The following is a 20,807-nucleotide window of genomic DNA, read 5'->3' on the forward strand; positions in this document are numbered from 1 at the left end:
CGAACGTGGCAGACGTGGCAAACAGCATGCCGCAGACCCAGGCGCGAAGGCAGCGTGGCAGGGCGAAACGCCCTGCCCGCCCCTCTTCGTCAGTCGGCGAACATGCCGGACCGCTGCCCGGGTTCGATCACCTGGCGGTCGGTGGTGCGCATCACGCGGGCCGGCAGCCCCTGCGGCTGCACCGGGCACGACCCGTTCTGCAGGTAGGACAGCGCGGCGGCCGTGAGGGTTTCCGACGCGTCACCGAGCGCCCGCGTGAAGTCGTCCTTCACGGTGCAGGTGAGCGGCAGGCCGGTGTAGTACTTGCCCTGGCCGTTGGCGTTCAGGCTCTCGAAGTTCACGAGGCTGTAGACGCTGTCGCAGTGTTCCTGCGGCGAAAAACCGACCGGCTTGCCGCAGCTGGTGCCACCGATGGTGACCACGTCCGCGTATGGTTTCAGGCCGTTGACGACCATCTCGCTGGCCGAACACGTGCGCGAGCCGGTCAGCACCACGACCCGCGGGAACGCGGTGCCGGGCTTCGACGCGAAGTTGTAGGCGGCGTTGTGGCGCTGCTGCTTCGGGTTGTAGACCAGGTTGGTGAACAGCTTGCCGGCGTGGGTGGCCCCGGTGACCAGCGACGCCAGGTGGGTGGCGGTGGACACCCGCCCGCCGCCGTTGTAGCGCAGGTCGAGGATCAGTTCGGTGGCCCCGGCCTGGCGGATCTGCGCGATGGAGGTGGCGAGCGGCCCCTCTGCCTGCGTGATGAAATCCTTCAGCGACAGGTAACCCGCCTTGTTGCCGTTGGGCAGCGTGAACACCGTGGTGGCCGTGACGGGCACCAGCGCGTACGTGGCCCCGGTGAGCACCACGGTGCGGGTGGTGCCCCCGCTGTCGATCACGAGCGTGAGCGTGTCGCCGGCACGCGCCGGCGACAGCACCGAGAAATCGCCGGACGACACCAGCTGCGCGGCAGCCGTGCCGTTGGCCGAGACGATGGTGTCACCCCGGAGCAGCCCCGCCGTGGCGGCCGGGCTGTTCGGGTCGATGTAGCGGACCTTCAGCGGCAGCGTGGCTTCCACGCCGTTGACGGACACGCCGTAGCCAAGCGTCCTGCCTTCCTCGAAGAACTGGCTGAACGCGGCGGCACTTTCGATGTAGCTGAAGCGGTCGCGGGGTTCGTCGGCGTCGCCCTGGAAACGCAGGGCGTTGAGGTAGGCGTTCACGTCGGCGTAGCCGTCGGGGGACGGGTCGGGCGAGCGGCCGGACCAGAAATAGAAGTCGTACATCTCCTCGCGCAGCCAGGCCTTGTCGCCCGACGCGGTGCAGACGAACGCCTTGTCGTCGTTGGAATCGCCGCCGCCGCAGCTGGCGAGCACGGCCAGGGCCGCGATGGCGGTGAGACGTTGCAGAAATCTCATCGTGAAAATCCTCCAGAGCCCCGCCACGATAGCAGCCCCGCCCCGCCACCTACAATTCGCACCTTCCCCGTTTCACCGTGCCGCCCCGCCCAGCCGGAGCCGTCCCGCCCATGACCGAACTCGCCAAATCGTTTGAACCCGCCGCCATCGAAGCCCACTGGGGCCCGCTGTGGGAAAAGAGCGGCCTGTACGACCCCACGCTCGACGCCGCCCGGCCGTCGTTCGCCATCCAGCTGCCCCCGCCCAACGTCACCGGCACGCTGCACATGGGCCATGCGTTCAACCAGACGATCATGGACTCGCTCACCCGCTACCACCGGATGCGCGGGCACAACACGCTGTGGGTGCCCGGCACCGACCACGCCGGCATCGCCACGCAGATCGTGGTGGAGCGCCAGCTGCAGGACAAGGGCCAGAACCGCCACGACCTGGGCCGCAAGAACTTCGTGAGCCGCATCTGGGACTGGAAGGAAGAGAGCGGCTCCATCATCACGGAGCAGATGCGCCGCATGGGCGCCTCGGTCTCGTGGGACCACGAGTACTTCACGATGGACCCGAAGATGTCGGCCGTCGTCACCGAAACCTTCGTCAAGCTGTTCGACGAGGGCCTGATCTACCGCGGCAAGCGCCTCGTGAACTGGGACCCGGTGCTCCGCTCGGCGGTGTCCGACCTGGAAGTTTCCAGCGAAGAGGAAGACGGCTTCCTGTGGCACATCCGCTACCCGCTGGCCGACGGTTCCGGCGACGTGGTGGTGGCCACCACCCGGCCCGAGACGATGCTGGGCGACGTGGCGGTCATGGTGCACCCGGAGGACGAGCGCTACACCGCGCTGATCGGCCGCCAGGTGACCCTGCCGCTCGTGGGCCGCCAGATCCCGGTGATCGCCGACGACTACGTGGACCGCGAGTTCGGCACCGGCGTGGTGAAGGTCACCCCCGCCCACGACACGAACGACTACGCCGTGGGCCAGCGCCACCAGCTGCCGATCATCGGCGTGCTGAACCTCGACGCCACGCTCAACGACAACGCCCCCGAGGCCTACCGCGGCCTCGACCGCTTCAAGGCCCGCAAGCAGATCGTGGCCGACCTGGAAGCGCAGGGTTTCCTCGTCGAGGTGAAAAAACACAAGCTGATGGTGCCGCGCTGCGAGCGCACGGGCCAGGTCATCGAACCCATGCTGACGGACCAGTGGTTCGTCGCCATGACCAAACCCGGCGCCGACGGCACCAGCATCGCCCAGAAGGCCATCGACGTGGTCGAGAGCGGCGAGGTCAAGTTCGTGCCGGAACAGTGGGTGAACACCTACAACCAGTGGATGAAGAACATCACCGACTGGTGCATCTCGCGCCAGCTGTGGTGGGGCCACCAGATCCCGGCCTGGTACGGCACGGGGGGTGAACTGTTCGTGGCCCGCGACGAGGCCGAGGCCCGCGCCAAGGCCACGGCCGCCGGCTACACGGGCGACCTGCGCCGCGACGAGGACGTGCTCGACACCTGGTACTCGTCGGCCCTGGTGCCGTTCTCGTCGCTTGGCTGGCCCGAGAAGACGAAGGAACTCGACCTGTTCCTGCCGTCATCGGTGCTCGTGACCGGCTTCGACATCATCTTCTTCTGGGTGGCCCGGATGATCATGATGACGAAGCACTTCACCGGCAAGGTGCCCTTCCACCACGTCTACATCCACGGCCTCGTGCGCGATTCGCAAGGCCGCAAGATGAGCAAGTCGGAAGGCAACGTGCTCGACCCGGTGGACCTGATCGACGGCATCGAACTGGCCCCGTTGCTCGACAAGCGCGTGGTGGGCCTGCGCCGTCCCGAGACCGCACCGCGCGTGCGCAAGGACACCGAGAAAGAATTCCCGGACGGCATCCCGGCGTTCGGCGCCGACGCGCTGCGTTTCACGTTCGCGTCGCTCGCCAGCCTGGGCCGCAACATCAACTTCGACAGCAAGCGCTGCGAGGGCTACCGGAACTTCTGCAACAAGCTCTGGAACGCCACGAAGTTCGTGCTGATGAACTGCGAAGGCCACGACTGCGGCACCGATGAAGCGCTGCCGGTCGACCTGTCGCCGGCCGACCGCTGGATCATCGGTGAACTGCAGCGGGTGGAAGCGGCCGTGGCCAAGGGCTTTGCCGAGTACCGCCTCGACAACGTGGCCACCGCGCTCTACCAGTTCGCCTGGGACGAGTATTGCGACTGGTACCTGGAGATCGCCAAGGTGCAGGTCCAGTCCGGCAACGAGGCGCAGCAACGCGCCACGCGCCGCACGCTGATCCGCACGCTCGAGACGCTGCTGCGCCTGCTGCACCCGGTGACGCCGTTCGTGACCGCCGAGCTGTGGGAACACGTGGCCCCGCTGGCTGGCCGCAAGGCCGCCGGCGCCAGCATCGTGACCGCCACCTACCCCGAAGCCAACCTGTCGCGCGTGGACGCCGAGGCGGACGCCTGGGTGGGCAAGCTCAAGGCCATGGTGGGCGCGTGCCGCGTGTTGCGCAGCGAGATGCAGTTGCAGCCGGGCAACCGCGTGCCGCTGAACACCTTCGGCGACACCGCGTTCGTCACGCAGGCTGCGCCGGTGCTGAAGGCACTGGCGAAGTTGTCCGAGGTGAACGTGCTGGCCGACGAGGCCGCGTTCATCGCCGCCACCAGCCTGTCACCCGTCACCAACGTGGGTGACGCCCGCCTGGCCCTGCACGTGGAGATCGACGTGGCGGCCGAGCAGGTGCGGGTGTCGAAGGAGATCACCCGCCTCGAGGGTGAGGTGGCCAAGGCCACCGCGAAGCTCTCGAACGAGAGTTTCGTGGCCCGGGCCAAGCCCGAGGTGGTGGATCAGGAGCGCAAGCGCATCGCCGAGTTCACGGCGACTCTGGTTCAGCTGCGAGATCAAGCGGCTCGCCTGGCGAAGTTGGCCTGAACTCGTTGGGGGCCACGGGTGTGGCCATCAGCAGTTCGTCGATGCGCCGGGCCACGGCCCAGGCGCTGCGCAGCCGCGATTCGCGCGTGGTGCTGCCGAGGCGCGGCGTGATCTGCAGGTTGCCCGCGCCGTGCAGCGGGCGGCCCTCGTCGAGGGCGCCCGGTTCCAGGCTGTCGAGCCAGGCGGCGGCCATGCGGCCGCTGGCCAGCACGTCGGCGAGTGAGCGCTCGTCGAACACGCCCGAGTGCGACACGCTCACCATCACCTGGTGGGGTTTGCAGTACGGCAGCAGCCGTTCGCCCAGCAGGCCCTGGTAGCGGGTGAAGTAGCTGAGCTGCACGGCCAGCGCGTCGGACGTCTCGATCAGTTCGCGCAGCGGCATGGGGGCCACCTTCCAGCGGTCCCATACCCCGTCGCTCGCGTGCAGCGACGGCTCGTAGCCGATCACCCGGCAGCCGAAACCGCCCAGCATGGACGCCATGGCCCGCGCGGCCGGGGGCATGCCGATCAAGCCCACGGTGGCCGCGCCCAGCTCACGCCCCACCAGCATGCCGTCGGTGCCCGCAATGGGCACGCGGCGCAGCATGGACAGCAATGCACCGATCATGAATTCGGCCTCGGCCTGCGCGGTGGCCGTGGCGCTGCGCACCACCTCGATGCCGGCGCGCATGCAGGCGTCGGCGTCGATGTTTTCCGCGCCGCCGTTGACCCGCCCCACCGCCCGCATCAGGGGCGCGAACGGGAGGGTCTTGGCGCCGAAGGGCACCGACGACGGCAGGATCACGGCGCGCACGTTGTAGAGCGCCGAGCGGAATTCGCGGGAGTCGAGGGCGAGTTCGGGCGCGTAGCGGACCGAATGGCGCGACTCCAGCCACTGCGTCACTTCAGCGTCCAGCGTGTCGACGATCAGCAGGTCCATAGGGTTGTCACGCAGTCTCGGTAGAAGGGCCAGGGGCCTGGCCCCGTGACACAATTGTTTTTCTGGTCCCACACCCTCACGAACGCTGCGTACCATGACAGTCACCAAGGCAATCTTCCCTGTGGCCGGTCTCGGCACCCGCTTCCTGCCAGCCACGAAGGCGCAGCCCAAGGAAATGCTGCCGGTGGTGGACAAACCCCTGATCCAGTACGCGGTGGAAGAGGCCTACGCCGCCGGCGTGCGCGAAATGATCTTCGTGACCGGCAGGCACAAGCGCCCCATCGAAGACCACTTTGACATGACTTTCGAGCTCGAGGTAGCCCTCGAACAGGCGGGTAAGCACGAGCTTCTCGAGGTGGTGCGGAGCGTCAAGCCCGACGACATGGAATGCATCTACGTGCGCCAGCCGCAGGCGCTTGGCCTCGGCCACGCGGTGCTGTGCGCCCAGCGGCTCGTGGGCAAGGAACCGTTCGCCGTGCTCCTTGCGGACGACCTGATGGTGGGCGAGACACCCGTGCTCAAGCAGATGGTCGAGCAGTACGACGAATGGCGGGTGTCGATCCTCGCCGTGCAGGAAGTGCCTGCCGAACACACGCGCCGCTACGGCATCGTGGCCGGCACGCCCATCAACGACCGGCTGCTCGACGTGACCCGCATCGTCGAAAAACCGGCGCCCGAGGTGGCGCCGTCGCGCCTGGCCGTGGCCGGCCGCTACATCCTGACCCCAGGCGTGTTCCCCGAGATCGCCAGCCAGCCGCGCGGCGTGGGCGGTGAGATCCAGCTCACCGACGGCATCGCCGGCCTGCTGCGCCGCGAGAAGGTGTTTGCATACAGCTACGAGGGCAAGCGCTACGACTGCGGCAGCAAGGAAGGTTTCCTGCAGGCCAACGTGGAACTGGCGCTCAAGCACGAGCTGCTGGGGCCCGGGTTCAAGGCGTATTTGCGCAGCTTGGAGATCTGAGTTTCCTCGGCCCCTCCGCCGGGATGACAAACAAGGCCAACGTCCGGCCCTTACCGCCGCCGAAGATAGTGGATGAACTCCCCGGCGTCCGCGCTCTGCTCCACCAGCTCGTTGCCGGTCTGCCGGGCGAACGCCTGGAAGTCGCGGGTGGAACCCGGGTCGGTGGCCACCACCTTCAACACCTCGCCGCTGCTCATGTCGGCCAGCGCCTTCTTGGCCTTCAGGATGGGCAGCGGGCAGTTCATGCCGCGGGTGTCGATTTCCTTGTGTGCGTTCATGGGGTGTCTCGTGAACTTATGACGTGGCGGGCGGCCATTCCAGCCATTGCGGCTCGATGCCGCGCGAGCGCAGGAAGTCTGCCACGGCCTGTCCGGTGCCGGCCGGCCAGCACTTCACCTTCCCGGGCGCCACCAGCTTGTACTCGGCCAGTTCGGGCGACAGCGTCACCTCGCCCCGGGCCACCACGTGGTACGCGATGATGACCTGGTTCATGCGCTGGAAGTCGTAGACCCCCACCAGATCGACCGAATCCACCTGCAGCGACGTTTCCTCGGCCACCTCGCGGCGGATACCGTCCTCCGGGGTTTCGCCGGCTTCCATGAACCCGGTGACCAGGCCGAACATCTTCTCGGGCCAGGCGGCGTTGCGGGCCAGCAGCAGGTGCCCGCCCGCCTCGGGCAGCTCGATCACCGCGGCAAGCACCGGCGTGGGGTTGTTCCAGTGGGTCCAGGCGCACGCCGGGCAGCGCGTGCGCTCCTTCGGACCACCGTCCTCGACCTCGGTGATGCGCTGCAGGGGGGTGGCACAGTTCGGGCAGAAGTGGAAGGCGTGCTCCATGGTTGTCCAGAGTCTGTCAGGCCGGGAACACACCGGTGGAAAGGTACCGATCGCCGCGGTCGCAGACGATGAACACGATGGTGGCGTTTTCCACCTGCTTGGCCACCTCGAGCGCGGCCCAGCAGGCGCCGGCCGCCGAGATGCCGGCGAACAGGCCATCCTCGCGGGCGAGGCGGCGCACCATGTCTTCCGCGTCGGCCTGGCTCACCTCGATGGTCTCGTCGATGTTCGTGGGGTCGTAGATGGCCGGCATGTAGGCGGCCGGCCACTTGCGGATGCCCGGAATGCGCGAGCCCTCGCTCGGCTGGGCACCCACGATGCGGATGGCCGGGTTCTTTTCCTTCAGGAACTTCGACGTGCCGGTGATGGTGCCGGTGGTGCCCATGGCGCTGACGAAGTGCGTGATGCGGCCATCGGTGTCGCGCCAGATCTCGGGGCCCGTGCCCTCGTAGTGCGACAACGGGTTGTCGGCGTTGCCGAACTGGTCGAGCACGCGGCCCTTGCCGTCGCGCTGCATCTGTTCGGCCAGGTCGCGGGCGTATTCCATGCCGCCGCTGCGGGGCGTGAGCACGAGTTCGGCGCCAAACGCCTTCATCGTCTGCGCCCGTTCGATGCTGAGGTCCTCCGGCATGATCAGCACCATGCGGTAGCCGCGCACCGCCGCGGCCATCGCGAGCGCGATGCCAGTGTTGCCCGACGTGGCCTCGATCAGCGTGTCGCCGGGATGGATGTCGCCGCGCGCCTCCGCACGCCGGATCATGCTGATGGCCGGGCGGTCCTTCACGGAGCCGGCCGGGTTGTTGCCCTCGAGCTTGCCGAGGATCACGTTGCCACGCCGTTCGTTGTCTTCGCCGGGCACCCGCACCAGCCGCACCAGGGGCGTCTCGCCGATGGTGTCTTCCAGGGTCTTGTAGGTTGTCATGCGCTCTCCTCCTGCCATTGTCGCAGGGCGCGAAAGTACCCGGCGGGCCTGCGGATTCCCGTTGGTGGCGCGCCCGGGGAGCAACAGGGTGTCTTTGCCTGCACTTTCGCTACCAGCGCGCCAGCCCGCGCAATTCACCGCGGGGCGATCATCTGGCGAGGCGCCCATGCGCACCGTTCCCACCATCCCCGAAAGAGTGGCAAGATGAGCACGATGAATGCGATCAAGACCGAGGTGGAGATCGACAAGATGAAACTCGAGATCGACAAGCTCCGCGCGGAAACCCGAAAGATCGTGCGCGAGACCGGCATGATGCCATTCGTTGCCGGCGCCGGCTTCATGGCCGCGGCCACGGGCCTGGCGGCCGTGATCCTCAAGCTGATGTCCTGAGCGCGGCGACGCTGTTGCGCGCGGCGCAAAGGCGCCGTGGTGCCCCGGGTCGGACTCGAACCGACACGCCTTTCAGCAACGGATTTTGAGTCCGTCGTGTCTACCATTTCACCACCAGGGCACGGCAAGTCCGCTATTGTGCCTCATCCCGGGCATCCATCGGCCGATGCGGTGTGCGCCGGTGCACTTTCCCAAACCGGGTACCCTTGGCGCCTCTTTGCTGACTTCGACCCGGAACCCGCGCATGCCCCCGATGCCTCCCATTACCCAAGCCCTGATGCTGATCAACACGGGCGTTTTCTGTGCGCTGTTCCTGTTCGACAGCTGGTTCGGCCGCCTGTTCGCGCTCTGGCCGTGGGGCAGCGGTTTCCTGCCATGGCAAGTGGTGACGTACGCGTTCGTGCACGTCTCGATGATCCAGCTGTTCTTCAACATGCTCGGCCTGTGGATGTTCGGCGCCGAGATGGAGCGGCTGTGGGGCCCGAAGCGCTACCTGCAGTTCTACGCCGCCGCCATCATCACCGGCGCCTTCGTGCAGCTGGGTGCATCGGCCTTGTTCGGTTCCATGAACCCGGCCACCGGCGCCACGGCGGCCCTCTTCGGCCTGCTGATGGCCTTCGGCCTGCTGTTCCCCAACCGCACCATCATGCCGCTGTTCCCGCCCATTCCGATGAAGGCACGGGTATTCGTGATCGTGTTCGGCGGCATCCAGTTGCTGGTGACGTACCTAGAGCAACGCGGCGGCATCGTGCAGTTCTCCGCGCTGGGTGGCATGATCGGCGGTTTCCTGATGATCCAGTACTGGCGCGGCCGGCCGCCGTTCGGCTCCCGCCGCTGATTCAGGCCACCAGCCCTTCACGCACGGTCGGGTAGCGCAACGCCACCCGCAGTTCCTTCACGAGCCGCCGGTTGTCGAGCCGGCGCGACTCGCTCCAGAACGACAGCTGCATCGCCGACATCGTGCGGCCCGCCTCCTCGCGCGTGATGCGCGGCGGGCGCGGCAGGCCGCACAGGTCGGCAGCGAGGTCGAAGTACTCGCCCATCTTCAGCGCCGAGTGGTCGCTCGCGTGCACGATGCGCTGCGGCAGGCCCCGGTGCAATGCGGCAATGCACGCCCGCGCCAGGTCGTCTGCGTGGATGTGGTTCGTGTAGACATCGTCCTCCGCCACCAGCACCGGCGTGGCACGGGCCAACCGCTCGCGCGGGTGGCCGCCGGGCCGGTCGCCGGCGTAGATGCCGGGGATGCGCAGCACGGTGGTGGCCACGCCGAAGGCCTGGCCATACCACCGCACCCGCGCCTCCGCATCGACCCGCCGCCGCGCCCGGTCGTTCGCGGGGTTCACGGGGCGCGTCTCGTCGAAACGGGCGCCTCCCGCGTCGCCATAGACCCCCGTGGTGCTGCCATACACCAGCCGCTTCACCCGGCCCTGGCGGGCGAGCGCCTGCAGCAGGTGGCGGGTGCGTTCGTCGGTGTCGCCGTCGCGCGCCGGCGGGGCGAGGTGCAGCACCGCGTCGGCCAGGCCGGCCAGGCGGCCCAGCGTGGCGGGGGTGTCCAGGTTGCCCTGCAACGGCACCGCCCCGGCCGCCCGAAGCGCCGGGGCGCGGTCGGCGGTGGATGTCAGCGCGAGCACGCGCCACCGGCCGGCCAGTTGCCGCGCCACCCGCAGGCCCACGTCACCACAGCCGACGATCAACAGGACGGGTTGCCGGAAACGGCGCGGACGGGTGGAAAAAGCGGGCATGGGATCGCGGGCAGAATCGGGGGGTGATGAAAGAAGCGAACGCCGGAAGAGATTACCCCATGACTTTCAACGTCACCGTGCTGCCCAGTGGTGTGACTTTCGAGGTGGACCGCGACGAACCCATCCTCGCCGCGGCCATCGAAAAGGGCATCGGCCTCCCGTACGGCTGCAAGGACGGCGCCTGTGGCTCGTGCAAGTGCCGCCTCGTCGAAGGCCGCGTGATCCACGGCGCCCACCAGGCCAAGGCCCTCAGTTCGGAAGAAGAGGCCGCCGGCATGGTGCTCACCTGCGTGGCCGCCCCGCAGACCGACGTCGTGCTCGAGGCCCGCACGGTGGCCGGTGCCGGCGAGTTCCCCGTGCGCAAGATGCCGAGCCGTGTCATCAGCATCGACAAGCCCGCCCCCGACGTGGCCATCGTCAAGTTGCAGCTGCCGGCCAACGACAAGCTCGGCTACCACGCCGGCCAGTACATCGAGTTCATCCTGCGCGACGGCAGCCGCCGCAGCTACAGCATGGCCACCGCCCCTCACGTGCAGGACGAGCGCCCCGGCATCGAACTCCACATCCGCCACATGCCCGGCGGCAAGTTCACCGAGCACGTGTTCCATGGCATGAAGGAAAAGGAGATCCTGCGGCTCGAGGGGCCATTCGGCAGCTTCTTCCTGCGCGAGCACGCGCCGAATCCCATCGTGCTGCTGGCCAGCGGCACGGGCTTCGCCCCCATCAAGTCCATCGTCGAACACATGCGCCACACCGGCGACACCCGCCCGGTGGACCTGTACTGGGGCTGCCGCAGCCTCGTCGACCTGTACGCTCATGAGTGGCTCGTGGAGGCCGCCCGCACCACCCCCAACCTGCGCTACGTGCCGGTGCTGAGCGACCCGAAGCCCACCGACGAATGGACCGGCCGCACCGGCTTCGTGCACCTCGCGGTGATGGCCGACCTGCCCGACCTGTCGGGCCACCACGTGTACGCGTGTGGCGCGCCCATCATGGTGGAAACGGCGCAGCGTGAGTTCGAGGCGCAATGCGGGCTGCCGGACGACAGCTTCTTCGCAGACTCGTTCACGAGCGAGGCGGACAAACACGGGGGATGAATCCGTCACACCGGCGAAGGCCGGTGCCCACCGCCAAAGTGGGTCCCGGCTTTCGCCGGAATGACGCCTACTCGCCCAGGTACGCCGCCCGAACCTTCGGATCCACCAGCAACGCCTTCGCGTCCCCGTTCATCGTGATCTCCCCCGACTCCATCACGTAGGCCCGGTCGGCCAGCTGCAGCGCCCGGCTGGCGTTCTGCTCCACCAGCAGCACCGTGACGCCCTGCTTCGCGATGGCCTCGACCACCTCGAAGATCTTGTCCACCATGATGGGCGACAAGCCCATGGACGGTTCGTCGAGCAGCAGCAGCTTCGGGCGGGTCATCAGCGCGCGCCCCATCGCAAGCATCTGCTGTTCGCCGCCCGACAGCGTGCCGGCCAGCTGCTTGCGGCGTTCCTTCAGGCGCGGGAACAGTGCGAAGACCTTGTCCACGTCGGCGGCCACGTCGGCATCCTTGCGGATGAACGCGCCCATCAGCAGGTTCTCGTCGATGCTCATGCGCGTGAACGTGCCCCGGCCCTCGGGCACCATCACGAGCCCCTGCGGCACGAGGTTCCACGCGCCCTGCCCCTTCACGCCCTTGCCGAGGTACAAGACCTCGCCGGACTTGATGGGCTGCAGGCCGGTGATGGCCTTCAGCGTGGTGCTCTTGCCGGCACCATTGGCGCCGATGAGGCTCACGACCTCGCCTTCGAAGACCTCGAACGCGATGCCCTTGACGGCCTGGATGCCTCCGTACGACACGTGCAGGTCATTGACCTTCAGCAGCGACGCGCTCATGGGGCCACCGCCTTCTGGCCGTGGCCGGAGCCCAGGTAGGCCTCGATCACCGCTTCGTTGGCCTGCACCTGCGCCGGCGTGCCTTCCGCGATCTGCTTGCCGTGGTCGAGCACCGTCACGCCATCGCACAGGCCCATCACGAGCTTGACGTCGTGTTCGATCAGCAGCACCGACCGGCCATCGTTGCGGATGCGGTCGATCAACTGGCGCAGCACCACCTTCTCGGTGGCGTTCATGCCGGCCGCGGGTTCGTCGAGCGCCAGCAGCTTCGGGTCGGTGGCCAGTGCGCGCGCGATCTCGAGGCGGCGCTGGTCACCGTAGCTGAGCGTGCGGGCCTTGTAGTCGGCAAAGGCCGAGATGCCCACGTAGGCGAGCAGCTCGCGCGCCCGCGCGGTGATGGCGGCCTCCTCGTCCTTGAAGGTCTTGGTGCGGAACACGGCCCCGATCAGGCCGGAGTGGGTGCGCGCATGGCGCCCCACCATCACGTTTTCGAGAGCGGTCATGTCGGCAAACAGGCGGATGTTCTGGAACGTGCGGGCGATGCCCGCTTTCGCGACCTCGTGCACCGCCGTGGGTTGGTAGGGCTCACCGCCCAGCAGGAACTTGCCGCTGTCGGGCGTGTAGAGGCCGGTGATCACGTTGAAGAACGTGGTCTTGCCCGCGCCGTTGGGGCCGATCAGGCCGTAGACCTGGCCCGCATGGATGCGGATGCTGACGTCCGACAGGGCCTGCAGCCCGCCGAACCGCTTCGACACCCCCGTGACTTCGAGGACGGCGGCGGTCATGCCTGCCCCCCTTTCGGCGCACCCGCCTTGCCGTGTTCAGGCGATGGCCACAACCCCCTCGGCCGCAGCAGCATGATGGCGATCATGGCGCTGGAGATCAGCAACTGGCGCAGGATGGAGGCGTCCAGCCGGCCGCCGCTCATCTCCTGCAGCGGACCGGCCACGTAGCGCAGCGTCTCGGGCAGGGCCGCGAGCAGCAGCGCACCCACGATGACGCCGGGGATGTGGCCGATGCCGCCCAGCACCACCATGGCCACGATCATGACCGACTCGTTCAGCGCAAACGACTCCGGCGACACGAACCGCTGGAACGTGGCGAACATCACACCCGACACCCCGCCGAACGTGGCGCCCATGCCGAACGCGAGCAGCTTCATGTCGCGGGTGTTGATGCCCATGGCCTTCGCGGCGATCTCGTCCTCGCGGATGGCCATCCATGCGCGGCCGATGCGCGAGCGCTCCAGGCGGTAGCAGATGAACACGCTGGCCAGCACCAGGGCAAGGAACAGGTAGTAGTACTGCGTGACCCCGGAGATCTCGAAGCCGAAGATGTGCTTCGTCTTGTTGAGGTCCATGCCGAAGATGCGTGCCGAATCGATGTCGGACAGGCCCTGCGCGCCGTTCGTGAAGTTGATGGGCTTGTTCAGGTTGGTGACCAGTTCGCGGATGATCTCGCCGAAACCGAGCGTGACGATGGCGAGGTAGTCGCCCCGCAGCTTCAGCGTGGGCGCGCCGAGCAGCACGCCGAACGCGCCCGCCACGAGGGCCCCGAGCGGGATCACGAGCCACAGCGAGGTGTGCAGGCCGTTCGGGAAGTAGGCCCTCAACCCCGGGAAGGTGTTGAGCAGGTGGGGTGACGCGAGCAGCGCGAACAGGTAGGCGCCCACCGCGTAGAACGCGACGTAGCCCAGGTCGAGCAGGCCGGCGTAGCCGACCACGATGTTCAGGCCGAGGGCCAGCAGCACGTACAGCAGCGCGGCGTCGATGATGCGCACCCAGCCGTCGCCGAACGGTTGCACCAGCAGCGGCAGCACGAAGAGGGCCACCGCGGCGATCGCGAAGGTGGTGAGGGATTGTTGACGGAGTTTCATGGTGTGAGGCTCCCGTCAGGCTCGGTCCGCGACACGTTCGCCCAGCAGGCCCTGCGGCCGCAAGGTCAGCACGAGGATCAGCACGATGAAGGCGGTGACGTCCTTGTAGTCGCTGCCGATCACGCCGTTGGTGAGGATGCCGCTGTACCCCGCGGCCAAGGCCTCGATGACCCCGAGCAGCACGCCGCCCACCATGGCGCCGGCCAGGTTGCCGATGCCGCCGAACACGGCCGCGGTGAAGGCCTTGAGGCCCGGCAGGAAACCCATCGTGTGCTGCACGGTGCCCAGGTTGGCGGCGTACATGACCCCGGCGAGCGCCGCGAGCACGGCCCCCACGATGAACGTGAAGGAAATCACGGTATCGGGGTTCACGCCCATCAGGGCGGCCGCCTTCGGGTTTTCAGCAGTGGCGCGCATGGCCCGGCCGATGCGCGTCTTGTTGACGAGGAACATCAGGCCGAGCAGCGTGACCACGGTGAGCACCAGGATCAGGATCTGCACGGTGTTGATCACCGCGCCGCCGATGTGGTAAAGCTCGGCATTCAGCAGGATTGGAAACGGTTTCGGGCTGGGCTTCCAGATGATCATCGCGAGGGTCTGCAGCAGCAGCGACATGCCCATGGCGGTGATGAGCGGCGCCAGGCGCGGGGCGCTGCGCAGCGGCCGGTAGGCCAGCTTCTCGATGAGGAAGTTGAGCACGGCGCACACGACCATGGCCGCGAGCAAGGCGATCAGCATGAGCACCCAGCCCGGCCAGCCGAGGCCGGAGAGTGCGGTGACGACGGTCCAGGCGGTGATGGCCCCCACCATCAGGACCTCCCCGTGGGCGAAGTTGATCAGGTTGATCACCCCGTACACCATGGTGTAACCCAGGGCGATCAGGGCATAGACGCTTCCGAGCACGAGCCCGTTGATCATCTGTTGAATGAAGGTGTCCATCGACTGTATGTTTTCCTGCGATTCGTGTGGGGGGCTCGTGGCCCCAAAGGCGATTGCAAGCTGTAGCAAAAACACTGCCATGGCAGCGCGCGGCTCCTGCATGCCTTCCGTGGCGGCGAATTCTAGTGGCTGCTCCGGGGTGACTCTGTCTTGCAGCCTTCACCCCTCATCCCAATGGAACAATGCGATGCTCCCCTCTTAGGGAGGACCTGTCCACCGAGTGAACCCGGGTATTCTCCGGGCACCACTTTCCAGGGAGACCGGTTCCCTGCCGCGGTTCGACACCGCGCAGCGCAGGGCCGATACGATGGCGCTTTCGATTTACGAGCTCAAACCCGCCTTCCAGCGGCTGCTGCGGCCCGCGGCCGGAGCCTTGTTCCGTGCGGGTGTCACGGCCAACCAGGTCACCCTGTCCGCCTGCGTCCTGTCGGTGGCCCTCGGCGTGGGCCTGTACCTCGCGCCGGCACCGGCCGCATTCGCGCTGGTGCCGCTGTGGTTCTTCGTGCGCATGGCCCTCAATGCCCTCGACGGCATGCTGGCGCGCGAGTTCGGCCAGCGCTCGAACCTCGGCGCCTACCTGAACGAACTGACCGACGTCATTTCCGATGCCGCCCTATATTTGCCGTTCGCCCGCCTCGTGCCCTTCGATCCGCTGTGGATCGGCGTCCTCGTCCTGGTGGCCGCGCTGTCGGAGATGGCCGGCATCCTCGGCCAGACCGTGGGCGCCAGCCGCCGCTACGACGGCCCGTTCGGCAAGAGCGACCGCGCGGTGCTGATCGGCACCCTCGGCCTCGCCGTTGCGTTGTGGCACCCCTTGCCGGCCTGGGTTGGCTGGCTGATTCCCCTGGCGGTCGGGTTGACCGCCTTCACCGTGGCCCAGCGAGTGCGCAAGGGCCTGCAGGAAATCCGATGACCGCTCCCGCGCTGACGCGCCGCCCGCTGAACGAACTCCGTTTCACCACCCACGACGGCGTCGAGCTCTTCTACCGCCACTGGCCCGCCACCCAGGGGCCCCGCCGCGGCGCCATCGTGCTGTTCCACCGCGGCCACGAACACGCGGGCCGCATGGCACACCTGGTCGACGAACTCGACCTGCCGGGCTTCGACTTCTTCGCGTGGGACGCCCGCGGCCACGGCCGGTCGCCGGGCGAGCGAGGCTACAGCCCGAGCTTCGGCACGTCGGTGCGCGACATCCAGACGTTCACGAAGCACCTCGAGGCCGACCACCAGGTCAAGCCCGAGGACACCTACGTGATCGCCCAGAGCGTGGGCGCGGTGCTCGTGTCCACCTGGGTCCACGACTACGCGCCCCGCCTGCGAGGCATGACCCTCGCCTCGCCGGCGTTCAAGGTGAAGCTGTACGTGCCGTTCGCCCGCTCCGGCATCAAGCTGATGCAGGCGCTGCGCGGCCAGTTTTTCGTCAACAGCTACGTGAAGGCGAAGTTCCTCACGCACGATCCCGAACGCATCGCGAGCTACGGCACCGACCCGCTGATCACCCGCCCCATCGCGTCGAACATCTTGCTGGGCCTGTACGACGCCGCCGAGCGGGTGGTGGCCGACGCGGGCGCCATCACGGTGCCCACGCAGCTGATGATCTCGGGTGCCGACTGGGTGGTGCATGCGAAACCGCAGCACCAGTTCTTCAAGCGGCTGAGCAGCTCCATCAAGGAACGCCACGTGCTGCCGGGCTTCTACCACGACACCCTCGGCGAACGCGACCGCGCGGCCCCCGTGCGCCAGATCCGCACCTTCATCGAACAGCGCTTCGCCGCGGCGGTCCACGTGCCGGACGTGCGTGACGCCCACCAGCGCGGCTTCACGTTCGACGAGGCCCAGGAACTCTCGAAGCCGCTGTCTCCGTACAGCCCGCGCGGCCTGTACTGGGCCATCACGCGGGCCAGCCTGAAGTGGTCGGCGCCGCTGTCGAAGGGCCTGCAGATCGGCCGCGACACCGGCTTCGATTCCGGCAGCACGCTCGACTACGTGTACCGCAACACACCGCAGGGCGCCGGCCCCGTCGGCCGCCTGATCGACGGCACCTACCTGCAGTCGATCGGCTGGCGCGGCATCCGCCAGCGCAAGCTGCACGTCGAGGAACTGCTGCAGCTCGCCATGAACACGGCCCGCGACAACGGCCTGCCACTCAACCTGATCGACATCGCCGCCGGCCACGGCCGCTACGTGCTCGACGCCGTGGGCCTGAGCCCCATCCGGCCGCAATCGGTGCGCCTGCGCGACTACAGCGACATCAACGTACGCGACGGCGCCACGCTGATCGTGAGCCGCGGCCTGCAGGACATCGCCACGTTCGAGAAGGCCGACGCCTTCGACCGCTCGAGCCTCGCCAAGGCCCAGCCCACGCCCACGGTGGGGGTGGTGTCCGGCCTGTACGAACTGTTCCCCGACAACGCGCTGCTCGAGCGTTCGCTCGGCGGCCTGGCGCAAGCCATGCCCACCGGCGCGTGCCTGGTCTACACCGGCCAGCCGTGGCACCCGCAGCTCGAGCTGATCGCCCGCGCCCTCACCAGCCACCGCGAAGGCGCGGCCTGGGTGATGCGCCGTCGCACGCAGCAGGAGATGGACCAGCTGGTGGCCGCCGCCGGGTTCCGCAAGGTGACGCAGCGTGTCGACGAATGGGGCATCTTCACCGTCTCGATGGCGGTGCGCGAGCCGCGATGAAGCTGCCGCCGCTGTGGAAGCCGGGGCTGGTCTGGCTGCTTGTCCTCGGGCCGCTCTTTTTCCTGTCGTACGGCTTTGCGAACCACCACGCCGCCAGCGCGGCCGTGGTGCCCAGCATCGTGTTCGACTGGGAACGGCACATCCCGCTGTGGCCCTGGACGATCCTGCCGTACTGGTCCATCGACATCTTCTACGGTCTCTCGCTGCTGATCTGCACCACGCGGCTTGAACTGCGCCGGCACGGCCTGCGGCTGCTGACCGCGCAGCTGCTCTGCGTCGCGTGTTTCCTGCTGTTCCCGCTGAAGTTCTCCACGCCGCGCCCGCACGTGGACGGCTGGGCCGGCCAGCTGTTCGACGCCCTCGCCGGCTTCGACCTGCCGTACAACCAGGCCCCGTCGCTGCACATCGTGCTGCTGCTGATCCTCTGGGATTTCTACCGCCAGCGCCTGCACGGCGCCTGGAAGGGTGTGCTGCACGTGTGGAGCGCGCTGATCGGCGTCTCCGTGCTCACCACGTTCCAGCACCACTTCATCGACATCCCCACGGGCTTGCTGGCCGGTTCGCTGTGCCTGTGGCTGTGGCCGCTCGACGGCGAACGCCCCGTGTGGGAATGGTCCGTCTCGGCGCAGCGCCGGCGCATCGCGCTGTACTACGCCGTCGGTGCGTTCGCGTGTGTGCTCGTCGCGGGCCTCGGCCGTGCCTGGTGGTGGTTCTACTGGCCCGCCGCGTCGCTCACGCTCGTGGCGCTGTGCTACGCCGCACTCGGCGAGCAGGGTTTCCAGAAGCGGGTCAACGGCCACCACAGCATCGCGGCGCGGCTGCTTTTCTGGCCCTACCGTGTGGGCGCGTGGCTCAATGCCCGGGCCTGGACACTGGGCCTGCCGCGCAGCGCCAAGGTGGGTGACCGCGACGTCTGGCTGGGCCGCCTGCCGCTGCCGTGGGACGGCGACCACCACCGCTTCGACCACGTGGTGGACGTGACGGCCGAACTGGGTTTCCACCACCCGGGTGCCCGGTCGCACGGCTGGCTCGACCTCACTGAACCCAGCCCCGAGCACTTGCTGAACGCCGCCCGGTCCGTCGAGATCGCCGCGAACAAGGGACCGGTGCTCGTGAGCTGCGCGCTCGGGTTCTCGCGCAGCTCGGCGGTGGTGGCCACGTGGCTGTGTGTGTACGGCCACTGTTCCACCGTGGACGAGGCGGTGGCACTGCTGCGCCAGGCGCGCCCGCAGGTGGTGCTCAAGCCCATCCTCATCGGAGTGATCGAACGGGCCGTGGCCGAGGCCCGCAGCACCCCATGACCGCCCCGCTGTCCCCGTCCGACCGCGCCGCGTGTGCCGTCTGCGCCGACTGGCTGGGCACGGCGCCGGCCCTGTCGCTCGTGGCCTGGCTCGCCGTGGCCGCGGCGCTGGCCGGCCTCGCCACCGGCGGGGCACCCCATCCCATCGTGCTGCTCGTGCCACTGGCCGTCGCCGAGCGGTACCTGGCCGTGCGCGTGGCGCTCGACGCCCGCTTGTTCGACCGGCTGGCCGTGGGGTCGCTGGCCACGCTCGACGACCTCGATGCCGGCCTGAAACAGGTGCTGTCCGTGCCCGCCGCCAAGGCCGGACGGCCGCTGGCACCCCGCATCGCCGGCGCACGCCGCCTCCACCGCTTGCACACCGTCACGGTCGTGCTGATCGCCCTGCTCGCCATCCTTGCCTGGGTCTGAACCGAATGACATCCCTCTTCAAGCGCCTGCCCGGCGTGGCCGTCGGCGAACTGATCATGTTCTTCGCGCGCGCACTGACCGGCGTGCGCCCCCTGTGGCGCGGCTCGCTGCCCACCCCGGCCCAGCGCATCTACTTCGGCAACCACGGCAGCCACGGTGACTTCGTGCTGATCTGGACCACCCTGCCCGCCACGCTGCGCCGCGCCACGCGGCCGGTCGCAGGGCAGGACTACTGGCTGGCATCCGCGCTGCGCCGCTTCATCGGCCGCAACGTGTTCAACGCCCTGCTGATCGACCGGCAGCCGCAGCCCGGCGAACCGTCCCCGGTGGACCTGATGGCCGGTGCGCTCGACCGCGGCGAGTCCTTGATCATCTTCCCCGAAGGCACCCGCAACACCACCGACGCGCCGCTGCTGCCGTTCAAGAGCGGCCTGTTCCACCTGGGCAAGCGGTGCCCCGGCGTGGAGCTGGTGCCGGTGTGGATCGACAACATCCGCCGCGTGATCCCGAAAGGCCAGTGGCTGCCCGTGCCCATGGTGTGCAGCGTCAGCTACGGCGCGCCGCTCGCGGTGGGCACGGACGAAGACAAGGCCGACTTCCTCAAGCGCGCCGAAGCCGCCGTGCTCGCACTCCGCCCGCAAGAAAGCATCGAAGCATGAGCTACTCCCCGGCCCAGAACGCGCCATTCCACCAGCAGACCGAGTGGCTGTTCCTCGCGGTGCTCGGCGTGCTGGTGGTGGCCTCGGTCATCGGCGGCACGCTGAAGTGGCGCGTGGCCCACGGCGGAGCCCACAGCGTCATCGACAACCTCAACAGCCGCATCAAGGCCTGGTGGGTGATGGTGCTGCTGGTGAGTTTCTCGTTCGTGTTCGGCAAGACCGGCGTGATCCTGCTGTTCCTGTTCATGTCGTTCGCGGCGTTGCGCGAATACGTGACCCTCACCTACACCCGCACGGCCGACCACCTGGTGCTCGCCCTGATGTTCTACGTGGCGCTGCCGCTGCAGTACTACCTGATCTGGATCGAATGGTACGGGCTGTACTCCATCTTCATCCCGGTCCACGTGTTCCTGGTGATGCCCATCCTCGCGAGCTTCGGCGGCGACACCAACCGCTTCCTCGAGCGCACCGCGAAGATGCAATGGGGGCTGATGATCTGCGTGTTCTGCCTGTCCCACCTGCCCGCGCTGCTCACCCTCGACATCCCCGGCTACGAGGGCCGCAACCTGCTGCTGATCGCCTACCTGATCATGGTGGTGCAGGGCAGCGACGTGCTGCAGTACGTGTGGGGCAAGCTGATCGGCAAACGCAAGGTGGCGCCGCAGCTGTCACCCTCGAAGACCGTGGGCGGCCTCGTGGGCGGCATCGCGTCGGCCACGCTGCTGGGCGCGAGCCTCTACTGGTGCACACCGTTTTCGCCGTGGCAGGCCGCGCTCGTGTCGCTGGCCATCTGCCTGATGGGGTTCCTCGGCGGGCTCGTCATGTCGGCCATCAAGCGCGACCGGGGCGTGAAGGACTGGGGCACGATGATCGAGGGACACGGGGGCATGCTGGACCGCCTCGATTCGGTGGTGTTCGCAGCCCCCATGTTCTTCCACGTCGTGCGCTACTGGTGGACGCCTTGATGGAGCCCCCG

The 20,807-nt window shown here is 68.1% G+C and carries 21 protein-coding genes and 1 tRNA gene; 11 read left to right on the forward strand and 11 right to left on the reverse strand.

Translation table 11 applies throughout. The annotated features are described in order from the left end of the window. Positions 1–89: 89 nt before the first annotated feature. On the reverse strand, positions 90–1,400 hold the full coding sequence (locus tag ASC87_RS16700; protein WP_056664322.1) for a S41 family peptidase: 1,311 nt from the start codon (positions 1,398–1,400) through the stop codon (positions 90–92). A 110-nt stretch (positions 1,401–1,510) separates the two neighbouring features. Between ASC87_RS16700 and ASC87_RS16705 the strand changes: the two genes are divergently transcribed. Next, the gene (locus ASC87_RS16705; RefSeq protein WP_056664326.1) at positions 1,511–4,315 is read left to right on the forward strand and encodes a valine--tRNA ligase; all 2,805 of its coding nucleotides are present in this window, start codon (positions 1,511–1,513) and stop codon (positions 4,313–4,315) included. Here ASC87_RS16705 and ASC87_RS16710 read toward each other — a convergent pair. Then, positions 4,257–5,234 carry a D-isomer specific 2-hydroxyacid dehydrogenase family protein gene (locus tag ASC87_RS16710; RefSeq protein WP_056664329.1) on the reverse strand — a complete coding sequence of 326 codons (978 nt, stop codon included), beginning with the start codon at positions 5,232–5,234 and terminating at the stop codon, positions 4,257–4,259. The two genes, ASC87_RS16705 and ASC87_RS16710, sit on opposite strands and share 59 nt — an antisense overlap. Before the next feature lie 94 nt (positions 5,235–5,328). Between ASC87_RS16710 and galU the strand changes: the two genes are divergently transcribed. Beyond that, positions 5,329–6,195: a UTP--glucose-1-phosphate uridylyltransferase GalU gene (galU, locus tag ASC87_RS16715; RefSeq protein WP_056664333.1), complete on the forward strand. Its 867-nt coding sequence runs from the start codon at positions 5,329–5,331 to the stop codon at positions 6,193–6,195. Positions 6,196–6,245: 50 nt separating this feature from the next. On the opposite strand, the gene ASC87_RS16720 is transcribed toward galU, so the two are convergent. From ASC87_RS16720 to cysM, 3 genes are read right to left on the reverse strand one after another with little or no spacing between them, the layout of a single operon-like run. Then, positions 6,246–6,473: a sulfurtransferase TusA family protein gene (locus ASC87_RS16720; RefSeq protein ID WP_056664336.1), complete on the reverse strand. Its 228-nt coding sequence runs from the start codon at positions 6,471–6,473 to the stop codon at positions 6,246–6,248. 16 nt (positions 6,474–6,489) lie between these two features. Then, a complete protein-coding gene (locus ASC87_RS16725; protein WP_056664338.1) occupies positions 6,490–7,032 on the reverse strand; it encodes an NUDIX domain-containing protein in 543 nt (180 codons plus the stop codon). A 16-nt stretch (positions 7,033–7,048) separates the two neighbouring features. Beyond that, positions 7,049–7,954 carry a cysteine synthase CysM gene (gene cysM / locus ASC87_RS16730; RefSeq protein ID WP_056664342.1) on the reverse strand — a complete coding sequence of 302 codons (906 nt, stop codon included), beginning with the start codon at positions 7,952–7,954 and terminating at the stop codon, positions 7,049–7,051. A gap of 204 nt (positions 7,955–8,158) precedes the next feature. On the opposite strand from cysM, the gene ASC87_RS16735 reads away from it, so the two are divergent. After that, complete coding sequence (locus tag ASC87_RS16735) at positions 8,159–8,344, forward strand: hypothetical protein (RefSeq protein WP_056664345.1); 186 nt, start codon at positions 8,159–8,161, stop codon at positions 8,342–8,344. A gap of 37 nt (positions 8,345–8,381) precedes the next feature. Here ASC87_RS16735 and ASC87_RS16740 read toward each other — a convergent pair. Continuing rightward, positions 8,382–8,465: transfer RNA gene (locus tag ASC87_RS16740), tRNA-Leu, on the reverse strand. 123 nt (positions 8,466–8,588) lie between these two features. On the opposite strand from ASC87_RS16740, the gene ASC87_RS16745 reads away from it, so the two are divergent. After that, positions 8,589–9,182 (forward strand): rhomboid family intramembrane serine protease, encoded by a 594-nt coding sequence (locus ASC87_RS16745; RefSeq protein ID WP_056664348.1) that lies wholly within the window; start codon positions 8,589–8,591, stop codon positions 9,180–9,182. A gap of 1 nt (position 9,183) precedes the next feature. On the opposite strand, the gene ASC87_RS16750 is transcribed toward ASC87_RS16745, so the two are convergent. Continuing rightward, positions 9,184–10,086, reverse strand: coding sequence for an SDR family oxidoreductase (locus ASC87_RS16750; protein ID WP_056664353.1), 903 nt, complete (start codon positions 10,084–10,086; stop codon positions 9,184–9,186). Positions 10,087–10,145: 59 nt separating this feature from the next. Between ASC87_RS16750 and ASC87_RS16755 the strand changes: the two genes are divergently transcribed. Continuing rightward, on the forward strand, positions 10,146–11,183 hold the full coding sequence (locus ASC87_RS16755) for a CDP-6-deoxy-delta-3,4-glucoseen reductase (RefSeq protein WP_056664356.1): 1,038 nt from the start codon (positions 10,146–10,148) through the stop codon (positions 11,181–11,183). Positions 11,184–11,250: 67 nt separating this feature from the next. On the opposite strand, the gene ASC87_RS16760 is transcribed toward ASC87_RS16755, so the two are convergent. From ASC87_RS16760 to ASC87_RS16775, 4 genes are read right to left on the reverse strand one after another with little or no spacing between them, the layout of a single operon-like run. Beyond that, complete coding sequence (locus ASC87_RS16760; protein ID WP_056664359.1) at positions 11,251–11,964, reverse strand: ABC transporter ATP-binding protein; 714 nt, start codon at positions 11,962–11,964, stop codon at positions 11,251–11,253. Next, the gene (locus ASC87_RS16765; RefSeq protein WP_056664362.1) at positions 11,961–12,749 is read right to left on the reverse strand and encodes an ABC transporter ATP-binding protein; all 789 of its coding nucleotides are present in this window, start codon (positions 12,747–12,749) and stop codon (positions 11,961–11,963) included. Before ASC87_RS16765 ends, ASC87_RS16760 begins: the two co-directional genes overlap by 4 nt. Then, complete coding sequence (locus ASC87_RS16770; protein WP_056664365.1) at positions 12,746–13,840, reverse strand: branched-chain amino acid ABC transporter permease; 1,095 nt, start codon at positions 13,838–13,840, stop codon at positions 12,746–12,748. Before ASC87_RS16770 ends, ASC87_RS16765 begins: the two co-directional genes overlap by 4 nt. Before the next feature lie 15 nt (positions 13,841–13,855). Next, positions 13,856–14,779 (reverse strand): branched-chain amino acid ABC transporter permease, encoded by a 924-nt coding sequence (locus ASC87_RS16775; protein WP_056664368.1) that lies wholly within the window; start codon positions 14,777–14,779, stop codon positions 13,856–13,858. A gap of 307 nt (positions 14,780–15,086) precedes the next feature. Between ASC87_RS16775 and ASC87_RS16780 the strand changes: the two genes are divergently transcribed. The 6 genes from ASC87_RS16780 to ASC87_RS16805 are packed head-to-tail and all read left to right on the forward strand — an operon-like array spanning position 15,087 to position 20,796. Then, positions 15,087–15,692 carry a CDP-alcohol phosphatidyltransferase family protein gene (locus ASC87_RS16780; RefSeq protein WP_056664371.1) on the forward strand — a complete coding sequence of 202 codons (606 nt, stop codon included), beginning with the start codon at positions 15,087–15,089 and terminating at the stop codon, positions 15,690–15,692. Further along, complete coding sequence (locus ASC87_RS16785; RefSeq protein ID WP_056664374.1) at positions 15,689–17,461, forward strand: bifunctional alpha/beta hydrolase/class I SAM-dependent methyltransferase; 1,773 nt, start codon at positions 15,689–15,691, stop codon at positions 17,459–17,461. Before ASC87_RS16780 ends, ASC87_RS16785 begins: the two co-directional genes overlap by 4 nt. Next, on the forward strand, positions 17,458–18,762 hold the full coding sequence (locus ASC87_RS16790) for a phosphatase PAP2/dual specificity phosphatase family protein (protein ID WP_056664377.1): 1,305 nt from the start codon (positions 17,458–17,460) through the stop codon (positions 18,760–18,762). Before ASC87_RS16785 ends, ASC87_RS16790 begins: the two co-directional genes overlap by 4 nt. Continuing rightward, positions 18,759–19,172 carry a hypothetical protein gene (locus tag ASC87_RS16795; RefSeq protein WP_056664380.1) on the forward strand — a complete coding sequence of 138 codons (414 nt, stop codon included), beginning with the start codon at positions 18,759–18,761 and terminating at the stop codon, positions 19,170–19,172. The genes ASC87_RS16790 and ASC87_RS16795 overlap by 4 nt, the downstream gene beginning before the upstream one ends. A gap of 5 nt (positions 19,173–19,177) precedes the next feature. After that, the gene (locus ASC87_RS16800) at positions 19,178–19,831 is read left to right on the forward strand and encodes a 1-acyl-sn-glycerol-3-phosphate acyltransferase (RefSeq protein ID WP_056664384.1); all 654 of its coding nucleotides are present in this window, start codon (positions 19,178–19,180) and stop codon (positions 19,829–19,831) included. After that, the gene (locus ASC87_RS16805; protein WP_056664387.1) at positions 19,828–20,796 is read left to right on the forward strand and encodes a phosphatidate cytidylyltransferase; all 969 of its coding nucleotides are present in this window, start codon (positions 19,828–19,830) and stop codon (positions 20,794–20,796) included. The genes ASC87_RS16800 and ASC87_RS16805 overlap by 4 nt, the downstream gene beginning before the upstream one ends. Positions 20,797–20,807 lie beyond the last annotated feature (11 nt).

It is taken from the genome of Rhizobacter sp. Root1221 (assembly GCF_001425785.1).
Taxonomy (GTDB): domain Bacteria; phylum Pseudomonadota; class Gammaproteobacteria; order Burkholderiales; family Burkholderiaceae_C; genus Rhizobacter.

Excerpts from the sequence above, each read along its gene's own strand:
- ASC87_RS16790 (WP_056664377.1), top strand. The coding sequence starts at position 17,458 with ATGAAGCTGCCGCCGCTGTGGAAGCCGGGGCTGGTCTGGCTGCTTGTC.
- ASC87_RS16725 (WP_056664338.1), bottom strand. The coding sequence starts at position 7,032 with ATGGAGCACGCCTTCCACTTCTGCCCGAACTGTGCCACCCCCCTGCAG.
- ASC87_RS16800 (WP_056664384.1), top strand. The coding sequence starts at position 19,178 with ATGACATCCCTCTTCAAGCGCCTGCCCGGCGTGGCCGTCGGCGAACTG.
- ASC87_RS16795 (WP_056664380.1), top strand. The coding sequence starts at position 18,759 with ATGACCGCCCCGCTGTCCCCGTCCGACCGCGCCGCGTGTGCCGTCTGC.
- ASC87_RS16765 (WP_056664362.1), bottom strand. The coding sequence starts at position 12,749 with ATGACCGCCGCCGTCCTCGAAGTCACGGGGGTGTCGAAGCGGTTCGGC.
- cysM (WP_056664342.1), bottom strand. The coding sequence starts at position 7,954 with ATGACAACCTACAAGACCCTGGAAGACACCATCGGCGAGACGCCCCTG.
- ASC87_RS16750 (WP_056664353.1), bottom strand. The coding sequence starts at position 10,086 with ATGCCCGCTTTTTCCACCCGTCCGCGCCGTTTCCGGCAACCCGTCCTG.
- ASC87_RS16785 (WP_056664374.1), top strand. The coding sequence starts at position 15,689 with ATGACCGCTCCCGCGCTGACGCGCCGCCCGCTGAACGAACTCCGTTTC.
- ASC87_RS16705 (WP_056664326.1), top strand. The coding sequence starts at position 1,511 with ATGACCGAACTCGCCAAATCGTTTGAACCCGCCGCCATCGAAGCCCAC.
- ASC87_RS16735 (WP_056664345.1), top strand. The coding sequence starts at position 8,159 with ATGAGCACGATGAATGCGATCAAGACCGAGGTGGAGATCGACAAGATG.
- ASC87_RS16780 (WP_056664371.1), top strand. The coding sequence starts at position 15,087 with ATGGCGCTTTCGATTTACGAGCTCAAACCCGCCTTCCAGCGGCTGCTG.
- ASC87_RS16805 (WP_056664387.1), top strand. The coding sequence starts at position 19,828 with ATGAGCTACTCCCCGGCCCAGAACGCGCCATTCCACCAGCAGACCGAG.
- ASC87_RS16770 (WP_056664365.1), bottom strand. The coding sequence starts at position 13,840 with ATGAAACTCCGTCAACAATCCCTCACCACCTTCGCGATCGCCGCGGTG.
- ASC87_RS16710 (WP_056664329.1), bottom strand. The coding sequence starts at position 5,234 with ATGGACCTGCTGATCGTCGACACGCTGGACGCTGAAGTGACGCAGTGG.
- ASC87_RS16775 (WP_056664368.1), bottom strand. The coding sequence starts at position 14,779 with ATGGACACCTTCATTCAACAGATGATCAACGGGCTCGTGCTCGGAAGC.
- ASC87_RS16745 (WP_056664348.1), top strand. The coding sequence starts at position 8,589 with ATGCCCCCGATGCCTCCCATTACCCAAGCCCTGATGCTGATCAACACG.
- galU (WP_056664333.1), top strand. The coding sequence starts at position 5,329 with ATGACAGTCACCAAGGCAATCTTCCCTGTGGCCGGTCTCGGCACCCGC.
- ASC87_RS16760 (WP_056664359.1), bottom strand. The coding sequence starts at position 11,964 with ATGAGCGCGTCGCTGCTGAAGGTCAATGACCTGCACGTGTCGTACGGA.
- ASC87_RS16755 (WP_056664356.1), top strand. The coding sequence starts at position 10,146 with ATGACTTTCAACGTCACCGTGCTGCCCAGTGGTGTGACTTTCGAGGTG.
- ASC87_RS16720 (WP_056664336.1), bottom strand. The coding sequence starts at position 6,473 with ATGAACGCACACAAGGAAATCGACACCCGCGGCATGAACTGCCCGCTG.
- ASC87_RS16700 (WP_056664322.1), bottom strand. The coding sequence starts at position 1,400 with ATGAGATTTCTGCAACGTCTCACCGCCATCGCGGCCCTGGCCGTGCTC.